General features: G+C 63.0%; 9 protein-coding genes. 3 read left to right on the top strand and 6 right to left on the bottom strand.

The genetic code is table 11. The features are described from left to right. Window positions 1–20: 20 nt before the first annotated feature. Together ACLEJW_RS03115 and hrpA are read right to left on the bottom strand one after the other, a co-directional pair. Window positions 21–1,142, bottom strand: coding sequence for a beta-ketoacyl-ACP synthase III (locus ACLEJW_RS03115; RefSeq protein WP_440776959.1), 1,122 nt, complete (start codon window positions 1,140–1,142; stop codon window positions 21–23). 175 nt (window positions 1,143–1,317) lie between these two features. Beyond that, window positions 1,318–5,223 carry an ATP-dependent RNA helicase HrpA gene (gene hrpA, locus ACLEJW_RS03110; RefSeq protein ID WP_313455761.1) on the bottom strand — a complete coding sequence of 1,302 codons (3,906 nt, stop codon included), beginning with the start codon at window positions 5,221–5,223 and terminating at the stop codon, window positions 1,318–1,320. Between the two features lie 456 nt (window positions 5,224–5,679). Here hrpA and ACLEJW_RS03105 point away from each other — a divergent pair, with 456 nt between their 5' ends. After that, entirely contained in the window at window positions 5,680–7,044 is a 1,365-nt protein-coding gene (locus tag ACLEJW_RS03105) for a glutamine synthetase family protein (RefSeq protein WP_440776958.1), read from the top strand. A 29-nt stretch (window positions 7,045–7,073) separates the two neighbouring features. After that, window positions 7,074–8,381: an NAD(P)/FAD-dependent oxidoreductase gene (locus tag ACLEJW_RS03100; RefSeq protein WP_313296952.1), complete on the top strand. Its 1,308-nt coding sequence runs from the start codon at window positions 7,074–7,076 to the stop codon at window positions 8,379–8,381. A 66-nt stretch (window positions 8,382–8,447) separates the two neighbouring features. Here ACLEJW_RS03100 and fadD1 read toward each other — a convergent pair whose 3' ends face one another. Together fadD1 and fadD2 are read right to left on the bottom strand one after the other, a co-directional pair. Further along, window positions 8,448–10,145 (bottom strand): long-chain-fatty-acid--CoA ligase FadD1, encoded by a 1,698-nt coding sequence (gene fadD1, locus ACLEJW_RS03095; protein WP_145186306.1) that lies wholly within the window; start codon window positions 10,143–10,145, stop codon window positions 8,448–8,450. 300 nt (window positions 10,146–10,445) lie between these two features. Next, window positions 10,446–12,134, bottom strand: a complete 1,689-nt coding sequence (gene fadD2 / locus ACLEJW_RS03090; RefSeq protein WP_313455766.1) for a long-chain-fatty-acid--CoA ligase FadD2 — start codon at window positions 12,132–12,134, stop codon at window positions 10,446–10,448. A 304-nt stretch (window positions 12,135–12,438) separates the two neighbouring features. Here fadD2 and ACLEJW_RS03085 point away from each other — a divergent pair, with 304 nt between their 5' ends. Next, window positions 12,439–12,909, top strand: coding sequence for a MaoC family dehydratase (locus ACLEJW_RS03085; RefSeq protein WP_145186300.1), 471 nt, complete (start codon window positions 12,439–12,441; stop codon window positions 12,907–12,909). A 13-nt stretch (window positions 12,910–12,922) separates the two neighbouring features. On the opposite strand, the gene ACLEJW_RS03080 is transcribed toward ACLEJW_RS03085, so the two are convergent. Both ACLEJW_RS03080 and ACLEJW_RS03075 read right to left on the bottom strand, forming a co-directional pair. Next, on the bottom strand, window positions 12,923–13,879 hold the full coding sequence (locus ACLEJW_RS03080; RefSeq protein WP_145186297.1) for a threonine dehydratase: 957 nt from the start codon (window positions 13,877–13,879) through the stop codon (window positions 12,923–12,925). A gap of 110 nt (window positions 13,880–13,989) precedes the next feature. Continuing rightward, window positions 13,990–14,247: a DUF2790 domain-containing protein gene (locus ACLEJW_RS03075; protein ID WP_145186294.1), complete on the bottom strand. Its 258-nt coding sequence runs from the start codon at window positions 14,245–14,247 to the stop codon at window positions 13,990–13,992. Between the last annotated feature and the right edge of the window lie 223 nt (window positions 14,248–14,470).

The following is a 14,470-nucleotide window of genomic DNA, read 5'->3' as shown; positions in this document are numbered from 1 at the left end:
TTGCCAAGCCGCCCTGGCGATCAGCGCTTGCGCAGGATCACGCTGCCGATCGAATAGCCGGCACCGAACGAGCTCAACACGCCCAGGGCGCCTTTGGGCAGATCGTCCTGATACAAGTGGAAGGCAATCACCGAACCTGCCGAGCTGGTATTGGCATAGCGATCGAGGATGACCGGAGCTTCCTGTTCGCTCACCTCACGCCCCAACAGCTTCTTGACGATCAGGTGGTTCATGCTGAGGTTGGCCTGGTGCAGCCAGAAGCGTTGGACGTCAGACGGTTGCAGGCCGTTTTCTTGCAGGTGCTGGCCGACCAGTTCGGCCACTTTCGGGCACACCTCGCGGAACACCTTGCGGCCTTCCTGGATGAACAGCTTGTCGGCGGCGCTCATCGCCTCCTCCGCAGCGCGGTTGAGGAAGCCGAAGTTGTTGCGGATGTTGTTGGAGAACTCGGTCCACAGTTTGCTGCTGACAATTTCGAACTGATGCGCGGAGCTGGCCTTGTCGGCCCGCTCGAGCAACACCGCGGTAGCGGCGTCGCCGAAGATGAAATGGCTGTCGCGATCACGGAAGTTCAAGTGCCCGGTACACACCTCCGGGTTGACCATCAACACTGCCCGCGCCTGCCCGAGCTGGACGCTGTTGGCCGCCGTCTGGATGCCGAAGGTGGCTGAAGAACAGGCCACGTTCATGTCGAAGGCAAACCCTTGGATACCCAGCGCCTGCTGGACCTCGATGGCAATGGCCGGGTACGGCCGCTGCAGGTTGGAACAGGCGACGATCACCCCGTCCACATCCGCCGCGCTGCGACCGGCACGCTCCAGCGCCTGGCGAGCGGCCGCCACGGCCATTTCACAGAGAATCGAAGGTTCGTTGTTGGAGCGCTCTGGCAAACGTGGCTTCATGCGCTGCGGGTCGAGGATGCCGGCCTTGTCCATGACGAAGCGGCTTTTGATCCCCGAGGCCTTTTCGATGAAGGCGGCATCCGACAGCGGCGCCGCTTCGAGTTCGCCGCGCTCGATGGCGGCGGCGTTGTCGTGGTTGTACTGCTCGGACCACGCATTGAAGGAGGCCACCAATTCTTCGTTGGTAATGCTCTGGGCCGGGGTATACAGGCCGGTGCCGCTGATCACGACGTTGTGCACGATCGATCCTCTGTTCAAAGGCCACCGCCACAGGGCGCTGGCTGGGAATAGGTCAGGCTAATGGCACTTTAGTACCAGATTGATCGCGAGGGCATCCCTCGCGTGTGGGCTGCCCCTGCCCACATGGGCCGCGATGCGGCCCAAATTGCCTCAATAGTGCCACAACTGGGGAAGTTTAACCTTCCACCTGGCTCCACTGTTTGCTCAATCGCTTGTCGGAAATCGGCAGCTTGGTACCCAGCTGCTGGGCGAACAACGACACCCGGTATTCTTCCAGCAACCAGCGGTAGAGGGTCAGTTGCTCATCGCGCTTGCCCTCCTGGGCATGCTTGTCGGCGCGCGCCTTGTACTGCGCCCACAGCGTGCTCAGCTCAGCGCTCCAGACCCGGTCTTTCTGCACCTGGGCGCCGAGCTTCTCGAGGCGCAACTCCACGGCCTTGAGGTAGCGCGGCAGCTCCTTGAACCACGGCGCCGGCGTTTCCCGAACAAAGCCCGGGTACACCAGGTTGGCCAGCTGCTGCTTGATGTCATTGAGCGCCACCGCCTGGCTCAGGTCGATCTTGCCCTTGAAGCGTTTTTGCAAACCATGCCAGAGCTTGAGCACCTCCAGCGTCTGGCGCGCCAGGCGCTCGGCATGCTCGGCCCAGCTGCCGCGCTTGCGTTCGGCCAGCGCGGCCAGCGCCGCACCGTCGCGCGGCAAGGCGGCTTCGCCATCGAGGATGCAACTGTCAAGGCTGGCCAGCAGAATGTCTTCGACCAACGCCTCGACGCGGCCCAGCTCTCGATACAACAAGCCCATTTCGGTCAGCCCAGGGAGTTTGCTGCGCAGGAACTTGGCAGGCTCGGCCAACTGTTGCAGCAGCAGGCGCTGCAACGCCCGACGGTGCTGGAACTGCGCTTCGGCCGGGGTCGAGAAACGCCCCTCACGCACGGTGCCACCCTCTTCCACCAATGCTGGGTAGACGGTCATCGACAGCCCGGCGATCTTCTGCTGAGCGGTCTGCTTGACCTCGCTGAACGCCTTGGCTTGCACCGGCTGTTCGCTGTGTTGGTCGCGCGGCACCGCCAGGGCGGCCTGGCTGGCTGCGGCAAAGCGGGCGGTGAGTGCGTCAAGATCGCGCCCTTCGCCGAGGAACTTGCCCTGACCGTCGACCACCTCGATGTTCATGCGCAGGTGGCCCTCCAACAGGGCCACTGCCTCGGCCCAGGCTTCATCGGGCACGCGCGCGCCGGTCATGCGCAGCAATTGCTGGCCCAGCGCCTGAGGCAATGCGCCCTGGCCGAAGCTCAGGCGCGACAACGAGGCCTTGACGAAGTCCGGCACCGGCACGAAGTTCTTGCGCAAGGCCTTGGGCAGGTTACGCACCAGGGCGATGCACTTGGCCTCGAGCAAACCCGGCACCAGCCATTCCAGGCGTTCGCCCGGCAGGCTGGGCAACAGCGGCGCCGGCACGCGCACGGTGACGCCGTCGCGGGCATGCCCCGGCTCGAAGTGATAGGTCAGCGGCAGCCGCAGGTCGCCGACCTGCAGGCTGTCGGGGTACTGCGCGGCGGTGACCTCGCTGGCTTCACGGGCCAGCACGTCCTCTTCGCGCATGATCAGCAGGCTGGCGTCCTTCTGGCTGCCCATGCGGTACCAGCTATCGAAGGTCGCGGTCTGGTGGATTTCAGCAGGCAGGCGCGCTTCGTAGAAGGCGTAGAGCGTCTCTTCATCGGCCAGGATGTCGCGACGTCGGGCCTTGGCTTCGAGCTCGTCGAGCTCTTCGAGCAGGCGCTTGTTGGCTGCCAGGCACTTGGCGCGCGATTGTATTTCACCGCCGACCAGGCCTTCGCGAATGAACAGCTCACGCGAGGTGACCGGGTCGATCGGCCCGAAATGCACCGGCCGGCGACCGACCAGGATCAAGCCGTACAAGGTGATCTGCTCGTACGCCACCACTTGCCCGCGTTTTTTCTCCCAGTGCGGCTCGAAGTGGTTCTTCTTCACCAGATGCCCGGCCAGCGGCTCGATCCAGTCCGGTTCGATCTTGGCCACCATGCGCGCGTAGAGCTTGGTGGTCTCGACCAGTTCGGCGGCCATGACCCACTGCGGGCGCTTGCGGCCCAAGCCTGACGAGGGATGGACCCAGAAGCGGCGCTGGCGGGCACCTTGATAATCGCCGTCCTCGGTCTTGTGGCCGATCTGGCTGAGCAGGCCACTGAGGATGGCCTTGTGCATTTTCTGGTAGTCGCAGGCGTCCTTGTTCACCGCCAACTGCAGGTCGCGGCAGATCAACGCCAGTTGGCGATGGGCATCGCGCCACTCGCGCAGGCGCAGGTAATTGAGGAACTGCTTGCGGCACCAGTTGCGCAATGGGTTGGCGGTCAACGCCTGGCGCTGCTCCTCGAAACCGCGCCACAGGTTGACCAAGGCAGCGAAGTCGGAGTCCACGTCCTTCCACTGTGCGTGCGCCTGGTCAGCGGCCTGCTGACGCTCGGGCGGTCGTTCGCGTGGATCCTGCACCGACAGCGCACTGGTGACGATCAGCACTTCCTGCAGGCTGCCCAGGCGTGCCCCCTCGAGCAGCATGCGCCCCAGGCGTGGGTCGATCGGCAGGCGCGCGAGCTGGCGACCAATGGGCGTCAGCTGGTTTTCCCGATTGACCGCCGACAGTTCCTGCAGCAGGTTGAAGCCGTCGCTGATGGCCTTGCCATCTGGTGGCTCGATGAACGGGAACGCATCGATCGCCCCCAGGCGCAGGTGCAGCATCTGCAGGATCACTGCCGCCAGGTTGGTCCGCAGGATTTCGGGGTCGGTGAAGGCTGGTCGGCTATTGAAGTCCTCTTCGCTGTACAGGCGCACGCAGATGCCAGGCTCGACCCGCCCGCAGCGGCCTTTGCGCTGGTTGGCACTGGCCTGGGACACCGCCTCGATCGGCAGACGCTGGACCTTGGCGCGGTAGCTGTAGCGGCTGATGCGCGCCGTGCCGCTGTCGATCACGTAACGGATGCCCGGTACGGTCAGCGAGGTTTCCGCAACGTTGGTCGCGAGCACCACGCGACGCCCCGGATGAGGCTGGAAAATCCGCTGCTGTTCGGCCGGCGACAGGCGTGCATACAACGGCAGGATTTCGGTATGGCGCAGCTGCGCCTTGCGCAGGATTTCGGCGGCATCGCGAATTTCCCGTTCGCCCGGCAGGAACACCAGCACATCGCCCGGGCCTTTGCCAACGCTGCGTTCGTGCTGGGCAATTTCGTCGAGCGTGGCAAGGATGGCCTGGTCGACGGTGAGATCGTCCTCGACCTGGTTGCCCTCCTCGTCCTGCTCGCTGGTCAGCGGGCGGTACCAGGTTTCCACCGGGAAGGTCCGCCCGGACACCTCGATGATCGGCGCATTGTCGAAGTGCTTGGAGAAGCGCTCGAGGTCGATGGTCGCCGAGGTGATGATCAGCTTGAGCTCGGGGCGACGGTGCAGCAGCGTCTTCAGGTAACCGAGCAAAAAATCGATGTTCAGGCTGCGCTCGTGGGCTTCGTCGACGATGATCGTGTCGTAACGCTCGAGAAAGCGATCATGCTGGGTTTCGGCGAGCAGAATACCGTCGGTCATCAGCTTGACCAAGGTGTTGGCATCGCTTTGGTCTTCAAAGCGTACCTGGTAACCGACCAACGCCCCCAACGGCGTGCCGAGTTCTTCGGCAACCCGCGCGGCCACGCTGCGCGCGGCGATCCGCCGGGGCTGGGTGTGGGCGATCAGGCCATGGCTGCCACGGCCCATTTCCAGGCAGATCTTGGGCAGCTGCGTGGTCTTGCCGGAGCCGGTCTCGCCGGCGATGACCAGCACCTGGTGCTCGGCCAGTGCCTTTTTGATCTCGTCACGCTTGGCCGCGATCGGCAGGCTGTCGTCGTAGCGGATCGGCGGCACGCTGTTCTGTCGTGCGCTGACCTGGGCGAAGGAAGCCTCGACCTTTTGCACCCACTGCGCCAGCTTCGCCTCGTCGGGGCGCTTGCGCAGCTCGTGCAATTGCCGGCGCAAACGGTGGCGCTCGGCGATCATGGCGTGGTCGAGGTTTTGCAGCAGTTTGTCGATGGCTTGGTCGGTCATGGGGCTTTTGAGGGTGCAGGTGAGCCTGCTATGTCCTGATCGGCATTCGAATGATGCGCGATTGTCGCAGATTTGCCGGGTTTCTGCTGGAGCTGCTGGCGGGCGCGGCGAGCGGCGACATGTCAGGCTGAATGTTTAGCCAGGCGCAACGTGAAGGTTGCCATTCACTGCTTTAATCAACATTACGCCGCATGTGAGTATCGACGGCATGACTTGCGCCCCGACCCTCGTTCCACCGGTGTCACGCCCTTCGCCGGCGAAGGCTCGGTCGCGTGCCGGTGAAAATCCGTTGGTCAATCGCATCATCGCCTTCTGGGCCCTGTGGCATTGCCGCCATGCACGCCCGCCGGATGCCTCGCTCCCGCCCCTGTGACACTCTCCGGCCGCCATCTGGCCGCCTGTCTCGAGTGAACCGCGCGCACGCGCAGGTTCCGAGCGTTTGTGAGCGAATAGATCATGCATTTTGCACCCATGGAACACGCCCGCCGTTTTCTCGAACACCACCCGGATATCGAACTGTTCGAGCTGTTCATCCTCGACGCCAATGGCGTGCCACGTGGCAAGCTGCTGCACCGCGATGAGCTGCTCGCGGTGTATGAGAGCGGACGACCGCTGCCCAGCACCATCCTCGGCCTGACCCTCGATGGCGATGACGTGGAAAACTCAGGACTGGTCTGGGATGTCGGCGACATCGACTGCCGCGCCTACCCGCTTCACGGCAGCCTGGTGCGCCTGCCATGGCGGCGTGTGCCGACCGCTGCCGTGCAGGTCAGCATGCACCCCAGTGAAGGCATGCCGGCCAGTGTCGCCGATCCGCGCCATGTGTTGCTGCGCACCATCGCGGCGCTCGAGGCCGACGGTTACCACCCGGTGATGGCCTGCGAGCTGGAGTTCTTCCTGCTCGACCAGCAACGTGATGCCCTGGGCCGCCCGCAACCGGCACTGGACAACGACGGCGGACGACCGCGCAGCACCCAGGTCTACGGCCTGCGCGAATTGGAGCAGATCGAGCCGTTTCTCGCTGACGTGTATGCCGCGTGCAAGGCCCAGGGCATTCCAGCGCGCACGGCGATCTCCGAATACGCGCCCGGCCAGGTGGAAATCACCTTGGAGCACGGCCCTGCGCTGGCCGCCATGGACCAGGCGGTGCGCTACAAACGCCTGGTCAAAGGCGTGGCCCATGCCCATGGCATGCAGGCCTGCTTCATGGCCAAGCCGTTCGCGCAGTTGGCCGGCACCGGCATGCACATGCATTTGAGCCTGGCGGATAGCGCCGGCCACAACCTGTTCGCCAGCGACGACCCAGCCGGTACCGCACTGCTGCGCCAGGCAGTGGCCGGTATGTTGCGTCACCTGCGCGAGTCGCTGTTGCTGTTCTGCCCCAACGCCAACTCCTTCCGCCGCTTCCAGGCCAACAGTTATGCACCGCTGGCGCCGACCTGGGGTGTCGACAACCGCACCGTCAGCCTGCGCGTACCCGGTGGACCGGCCAGCAGCCGCCATGTCGAACATCGGATCTGCGGCGCCGATGCCAACCCTTACCTGGCCGCTGCCGCCATTCTCGCTGCCAGCCACAGCGGTATTCGCGGGCAACTCGATCCAGGCCCTGCGGTACAGGGCAATGGCTACGCCCAAGCCTGCGAGCACCTGCCGACCGACTGGCTGACCGCGCTCGAGGCCCTCGAGCGTTCCGAATGGGCGCGCGAAACCCTGGGCGAGGCGTTTCTGGGCGTCTACCTCAAGGTCAAACGCGCCGAGTACCGCCAGTTCATGGCCGAAGTCAGCGAACAGGACTGGCGTTGGTACCTGCACCAGGCCTGAGCCGTCTCTTTTCAGAACAAGGAACACCCATGAACGCAGCAGCGAAAAACCCCACGGCCCAGCGCGTATCGTCCTACTACAGCGCCACCGTGAACGACCACAGCAGCTATCCGCAACTGCGCGGCACCGTACAGGCTGACGTGGCCATCATCGGTGGCGGCTTCACCGGTATCGCCACGGCGGTGGAGCTGGCCGAGCGGGGCCTGAAGGTCGCGCTCATCGAAACCCACCGCATCGGCTGGGGCGCCAGCGGCCGCAATGGCGGCCAGGTGACCGGCAGCCTGTCCGGCGACGAGGCCATGCGCGGGCAAATGCGCAGCCGCCTGGGCAGTGAGGTGGACGACTTCATCTGGCAGTTGCGCTGGCGCGGTCACCAGATCATCGAGCAGCGCGTGCAACGCTATGGCATTGCCTGCGACCTCAAGCACGGCCATTTGCACGCGGCGATGAAACCCTCGCACATGAACGAGCTACGCGGATTCCAGGCGGAGGCCGAACGCCGCGGCATGGGCGAGCAGGTGCAATTGCTCGACCGCAACGGGGTTGCCGAACACCTGCAGAGCCCGCTGTACCTGGGCGCCTTGAAGAACCTGCGCAACCTGCACCTGCACCCGTTGAACCTGTGCCTGGGTGAAGCACGCGCAGCCCATGCCCTGGGAGCGGGCCTGTTCGAGAACTCCGAGGTGCTGGACATCGTCCATGGCCCACGCCCTGCGGTGATCACCGCCCACGGTCGGGTCGAGGCGCGTCAGGTCATGCTGGCGGGCGATGTGTACCACAAGCTTGAGCAGAAACAACTCAAGGGCAAGATATTCCCGGCCATGGGCGGTATCGTCACCACCGCCCCACTGGGCGAACTGGCTGCGCAGATCAACCCGCAGGACCTGGCGGTGTACGACTGCCGCTTCGTGCTCGACTATTATCGGCTGACGGCTGACAAACGCCTGCTGTTCGGCGGCGGCGCCAACTATTCAGGCAAGGATTCACGCGATATCGAAGCCGAGTTGCGTCCATGCATCGAACGCACCTTCCCGGCGCTCAAGGGAGTGCCGATCGAGTTTCAATGGAGCTGCGCCATGGGCATCGTGGTCAACCGCATCCCGCAATTGGGCAAGCTCTCGGACAATGTCTGGTATTGCCAGGGCTACTCCGGGCATGGCATCGCCACCAGTCACATCATGGGCGAAATCATGGCCGAAGCGCTGACGGGGACGCTGGAGAAATTCGATACCTTCGCCCAATGCAAGCATGTGCAGGTACCGATGGGGGATTGGCTGGGCAATCCGTTGCTGGCTGCGGGAATGTGGTACTACCAGATGCTGGAAAAACTGCGCTGATCGGATTGGCTGCTGTGGGAGCGCCCGGGCGAGGCCGCTCCCACTCAGACCGTACAGGCCTGTGGATCAGGCGATCTTCTTCAGGCCCTGCTTCTTCAGCTCTTCGTCGCGCAGCTCGCGGCGCAGGATCTTGCCGACGTTGGTGGTCGGCAAGCCATCACGAAACTCGATGAAGCGCGGCACCTTGTAGCCAGTAACATTGGCGCGCATATGCTCCATCACCTGCTCTTTGGTCACGGTCATGCCTGGCTTGACCACGATGAACACCTTGATCACTTCCCCGGACTTCTCGTCCGGTACGCCGATGGCTGCACACTGCAGGACCCCAGGCAAGCCTGCCAGTACATCCTCCAGCTCGTTGGGGTACACGTTGAAGCCGGAAACCAGAATCATGTCCTTCTTGCGATCGACGATCCGCATGTAGCCGTCGGCCTGAATCAGCGCAATGTCACCAGTCTTCAACCAGCCTTCGCTGTCGAGGATCTCAGTGGTAGCATCCTCGCGTTGCCAGTAGCCCTTCATCACTTGTGGGCCTTTGACGCACAACTCGCCCACCTCGCCCAACGGCAACTCGTTGCCAGCATCGTCGATCACCTTGCACAAGGTCGAGGGCACGGGGATGCCGATGGTCCCGACCTGGTTGGCTTCCGACGGGTTGACCGCCGCCACAGGGCTGGTTTCGGTCATGCCGTAGCCTTCGCAGATCGCGCAGCCGGTGACGCTCTTCCAGCGCTCAGCGACGCTGAGCTGCAAGGCCATGCCGCCTGACAGGGTGATTTTCAAGGCCGAGAAATCCAGGGCGCGGAACGCCTCGTTATTGCACAAGGCGACGAACAAGGTGTTGAGGCCGACGAAGCCACTGAATTTCCATTTGCCCAGCTCCTTGACCATCGCCGGCAGATCGCGCGGGTTGCTGATCAGCACGTTGTGGTTGCCAATCAGCATCATCGCCATGCAATGGAAGGTAAAAGCGTAGATGTGGTACAGCGGCAGCGGCGTAATGAGGATTTCGCAGCCTTCCTGCAAGTTCGAGCCCATCAAGGCGCGGCACTGCAGCATGTTGGCGACCAGGTTACGGTGGGTCAGCATGGCGCCCTTGGCCACGCCGGTGGTGCCGCCGGTATATTGCAGCACGGCGACATCGTTGGCCTGGGGATTGGCTTCGGTGACCGGCTGGCCCTTGCCCAGGGCCAGGGTATCGTTGAAGCGTACGGCCTGCGGCAGGTGGTAGGCCGGGACCATCTTCTTCACGTACTTGATCACGCTGTTGATCAACAGGCGCTTGAGCGGCGGCAGCAGGTCGGCCACCTCGGTGACGATGACGTGCTTGACCTGGGTCTTGGGCACGACTTTTTCAGCCAGGTGCGCCATGTTGGCCAGGCATACCAAGGCCTTGGCACCAGAGTCGTTGAATTGGTGCTCCATCTCCCGCACGGTGTACAGCGGGTTGGTGTTGACCACGATCAGGCCGGCGCGCATGGCACCGAAGACCGCTACCGGGTACTGCAGGACGTTGGGCAGCTGGACGGCAATCCGATCACCGGGTTTGAGGTCGGTGTGCTGTTGCAGCCATGCGGCGAACGCACCGGAAAGCGCATAGAGCTCACCGTAGGTCAGGGTCTTGCCCAGGTTGCTAAAGGCCGGTTTGTCGGCAAAGCGTTGGCAGGATTGCTTGAGTACCGCCTGGATGTTGGGGAATTCGTCAGGATTGATCTCCGCCGTAATCCCGGCTGGGTACTTATCCTTCCAAAAATGTTCGATCATGGAAGCCCACTCCTTCAGCAACAGCGAAGTTCGATTTACGCGTCGATGCGTTTATTATTGATATGAGATGCCGGCTCGTTGCAAACCGAATCATCTGAAAGCGGGCCGAGAGTAACAGCTTTGATTGGGGTCGCCTAGAGCCTAAAGCGGGCTTTGCGGTCACAATAATGACTCAATGAACGCTTTAAGTCATATTTAGAGTATTTAACTTAAAGTTCCGAGTTTCCAGCGGCAAGCTGCACGTTAGAGCGGCTGTGCCGCTGATTCCTGCAGCTTGCGGCCGGATCTTTGCGGCGCGCTTCAGGCGATGTCGCGCAGTTCTCGGCGCAGGATCTTGCCAACCGGGGTCATGGGCAGGGACTCACGCACGACGATGTGCTTGGGCACCTTGTAACCGGTGAAGTTGGCTTTGCAGTAGGTTTTCAGGTCCTCCACACTCACCCCGCCTTCGCGGGCGACCACGAACAGTTTCACCGCCTCGCCCGAACGCTCGTCCGGGACACCGATGGCGGCGCAGCTGGCGACCTGGGGATGGGCCATGACGACCTCTTCGATCTCGTTGGGGTACACATTGAAGCCCGAGACGATGATCATGTCCTTTTTACGGTCGACGATTCGGGTGAAGCCGTCCGGGTCGATCACCGCGATATCGCCCGTCTTGAACCAGCCCTCGGCATCCAGCGCCTGCGCAGTGGCTTCAGGTTGCTGCCAGTAGCCTTTCATGACCTGCGGCCCCTTGATGCACAGTTCACCGCGCTCGCCCAGCGGCAGCGCGTTGCCGTCATCGTCGATGACCTTGAATGCCGTACCCGCCACCGGGATCCCCACCGTGCCCAGCCGCGCCAGTGAGCCGTAGGGGTTGGTGCTGGCGACCGGGGACGTCTCGGTCAGGCCATAGCCCTCGACGATGCGGCAGCCCGTCAACTGCTCCCAGCGTTCGGCGGTGGCCTTGACCAGCGCGGTGCCGCCGGAGTTGGTCACTTTCAGCGCCGAGAAGTCGAGCTGGCGAAAACCTGGATGGTCCATCAGGGCGACGAACAGGGTGTTCAAGCCCAGCAGCGCGGAAAACCGCCATTTGTTCAGCTCTTTGATGAAACCTGGTATGTCACGCGGATTGGTGATCAGCACGTTGTGATTGCCGGTGACCATCATGCACATGCAGTTCGCGGTGAAGGCATAGATGTGGTACAGCGGCAGCGGCGCAATCATGACCTCCTGACCTTCCTTGATCAGTTGCTGGCCATCAGGGCCATGCTGGGAAAAGCAGGCCAGCACCTGCAGCATGTTGGCCACCAGGTTGGCGTGGGTGAGCATGGCGCCCTTGGCCAGGCCCGTGGTGCCGCCGGTGTACTGCAGCACTGCGATGTCATCCAGCGTTAGCGCAACGGATTGCGCGGTGAGGCTGCGACCTGCGCGCAGCACGTGCTTGAAGGCATGGGCCTGGGGTAGATGGTAGGCCGGGACCATCTTCTTGAGCTTGTCGACCACGGTGTTGACCAACCAGCCCTTTGCCGCGGGCAGCAGGTCGCCCATCTTCGCTTCGATCAGGTACTCGATGCCGGTGTCGGGCAACACCTCCTGCACCCGCTTGCCGAACATGTTCAGGTACACCAGCGCACGCGCTCCGGAGTCCTTGAACTGGTGGCGCATCTCGCGCTCGGTGTACAGCGGGTTGGTATTGACCACGATCAGCCCGGCACGCAGGGCGCCGAACACCGCGATGGGGTACTGCAGCACATTGGGCATCTGCACCGCGATGCGATCACCCGGCTTGAGGTCGGTGTGCTGCTGCAGCCAGGCGGCAAAGGCCGCCGAGTGGCGCTCGAGTTCGGCGTAGGTCAGGGTGACGCCAAGGTTGCTGAACGCCGGACGGTCGGCAAAGCGCTTGCAGGAGCGCTCGAAGACCTCGACGACCGAAGCGTATGCGTGAATATCGATGGTGGAAGGCACGCCCGCGGGGCGTTTGTCGTTCCAGAAGTCGGCTTGCATTTATTATTGTTCCTCTGCCTGCGCCTGCACTGAGTCCTTGTCCTGGTTGCCTGACGGCAAACAGGCGTTGAACCGACGTTAGCAGGTAAGCCCGAGGTGGCCTATACGCCAAGCGCTGCCATTAACATTGTGAATCTTATTTCTGCCCTTGGCGCAATTTCACCGGCTGCCCATACACTGTCCGACGAGCAATGTGATGGCCGCCACTGGGCAGGCGTCTCACCCATCAGGCCGGCGCCCTGCGCGTACGGCACCCGAATCGAACCGTTACCGGGCGCCCTGCCGCCCGTTCAAGGAAGCCTAGATGACCCAGGTCAGCAACACGCCTTATGAAGCTCTGCAAGTCGGCCAGAAGGCCACTTACGAAAAATCCGTCGCAGAACGCGACATCCAGCTGTTCGCCGCCATGTCCGGTGACCATAACCCAGTGCACCTAGACGCCGAGTTCGCTGCCAAGAGCATGTTCCGCGAGCGCATTGCCCACGGCATGTTCAGCGGTGCCTTGATCAGCGCTGCGGTGGCCTGCACCCTGCCCGGCCCCGGGACCATCTACCTGGGCCAGAAGATGAGCTTCCAGAAGCCGGTGAAGATCGGTGACACCCTGACCGTGCGCCTGGAAATTCTCGAAAAACTGCCGAAATTCAAAGTCCGCATCGCCACCAACGTCTACAACCAGAACGACGAACTGGTGGTCGAAGGCGAGGCCGAGATCCTTGCGCCACGCAAGCAGCAGACGGTCGAGCTGGTATCACCACCGAACTTCATCGCCAGCTGATGGCGTTGCCGGCTCATTCGCCGGCCAGCACCTGCGCGTAGCGCTCGCGGTCCACGTTGGCACCACTCAGGATCACCGCCACGCGCTTGCCAGCCTGGCGTTCGCGCTCCTGCAACAAGGCCGCCAGCGCTGCGGCGCCGGCGCCTTCGGCAGTATTGTGAGTGGTTTCGTGATACAGGCGCATGGCCTGGGCGATCTCACTGTCGCTGACCCGCACGATGCGAGCGGCGTGCTCGTGCACCACCGCGAACGCCTCGGGGTGCGGCACCCGGCACGCCATACCGTCGGCGAAGGTGTCGGCGCTGGCAGTGGTAACGATGCGCCCCTGCTCGAAGCTCTGCGCATAGGCGTCGGCAGCGCTGGAAACGACGCCGACGATCTCGGTCTCCAGCCCCAACAGGTTGCGCGCCTGAATCAAGCCGCAGATGCCAGATCCCATGCCGATGGGCACGTACACGCAATCGAGTGCAGCCACCGCATCGAACAGCTCCAGCGCATAGGTGGCCACGCCGCGCACCAGCTCCGGGTGAAACGACGGCACCATGTCATAGCCCAGCTGCTGCGCCAGGCGCGCGGCCTCTTCGCGGGCGACGTCGAAATCGACACCGTGCTCGACCAGTTCGGCGCCCAGCGCGCGCATGGCGGCGTTCTTTTCTCGGGAGTTGCCCTCAGGCACCACGATCACCAGTGGCACGCCGGCCTGGCTGGCAGCGAGCGCCATGCTCTGGCCATGATTGCCGCGGGTGGCGGTGACCAGGCCGCGCGGCGGCTTGCCTGCGGCCAGCAGCGAGCGCACGTAGACCAGCCCTCCACGGACCTTGAAGGCGCCGGTCGGGTTGTGGTTTTCGTGCTTGACCCAGACCTCGCAGCCAGCCTTCTGGGCAAGCAGTGGCCAGATTCGCTGCGGCGTTGGCGGGACGTGCTGGTGTACGAAAGCGGCGGCTTCGCGCAGGGCGGCGAGGTCGAACATGACGATTGTCCTTGTCGGTAGGGTACATACCGATCCTAATCGCCTTGGTGGGTGCAGGTAAACGTGCGGGCCCTGTCAGCGCCTCAACGCGGTGCCAGGGCCCTGGCCCATCAGCCCTGTTGACAGCCTTCGCCCATGGCCCGGTATTGAATGGTGTGCACCTGGCCCTGATGGTCTTCATAGGTCATCGTGGCCGGAACCACTTCACACACATTGGGGATGGTCGACAGGTTGATCACCCGCTTGATGTCAAGGTTCATGGAGTAGTCGTACTGCTGGGCCGCAGGTGCGCCCGGTACTGACTTGGCCTCGTCGGCGAGCGCGAACGAGGACACACCGACCAATGCAAGAATCAGTAGTGATTTCATGTGTTATAGCCTTCAAATCTATCGAGCTGATCGCAAGACTTCTAATGCCGTCACTGGCGCGGAGAAGTTGTCATCAACCGCAAAGAGATGACACGAAGTACCGATCCCGCTTCATCGTACTGCCAGGGGAATGGTTAAAATTCTACGCTTGACCGGCAATAGTTGAACCCTGAAGTGGGATATTCACCCTTGCAGAATTTGCAACAGTCTGCGACAAAGCGCA

It is taken from the genome of Pseudomonas sp. SMSB3 (assembly GCF_052041965.1).
GTDB lineage: Bacteria > Pseudomonadota > Gammaproteobacteria > Pseudomonadales > Pseudomonadaceae > Aquipseudomonas.
This window is presented reverse-complemented; position numbering and strand designations above follow the sequence as displayed.

Excerpts from the sequence above, each read along its gene's own strand:
- ACLEJW_RS03080 (WP_145186297.1), bottom strand. The coding sequence starts at position 13,879 with ATGTTCGACCTCGCCGCCCTGCGCGAAGCCGCCGCTTTCGTACACCAG.
- ACLEJW_RS03075 (WP_145186294.1), bottom strand. The coding sequence starts at position 14,247 with ATGAAATCACTACTGATTCTTGCATTGGTCGGTGTGTCCTCGTTCGCG.
- ACLEJW_RS03105 (WP_440776958.1), top strand. The coding sequence starts at position 5,680 with ATGCATTTTGCACCCATGGAACACGCCCGCCGTTTTCTCGAACACCAC.
- hrpA (WP_313455761.1), bottom strand. The coding sequence starts at position 5,223 with ATGACCGACCAAGCCATCGACAAACTGCTGCAAAACCTCGACCACGCC.
- fadD1 (WP_145186306.1), bottom strand. The coding sequence starts at position 10,145 with ATGATCGAACATTTTTGGAAGGATAAGTACCCAGCCGGGATTACGGCG.
- fadD2 (WP_313455766.1), bottom strand. The coding sequence starts at position 12,134 with ATGCAAGCCGACTTCTGGAACGACAAACGCCCCGCGGGCGTGCCTTCC.
- ACLEJW_RS03085 (WP_145186300.1), top strand. The coding sequence starts at position 12,439 with ATGACCCAGGTCAGCAACACGCCTTATGAAGCTCTGCAAGTCGGCCAG.
- ACLEJW_RS03100 (WP_313296952.1), top strand. The coding sequence starts at position 7,074 with ATGAACGCAGCAGCGAAAAACCCCACGGCCCAGCGCGTATCGTCCTAC.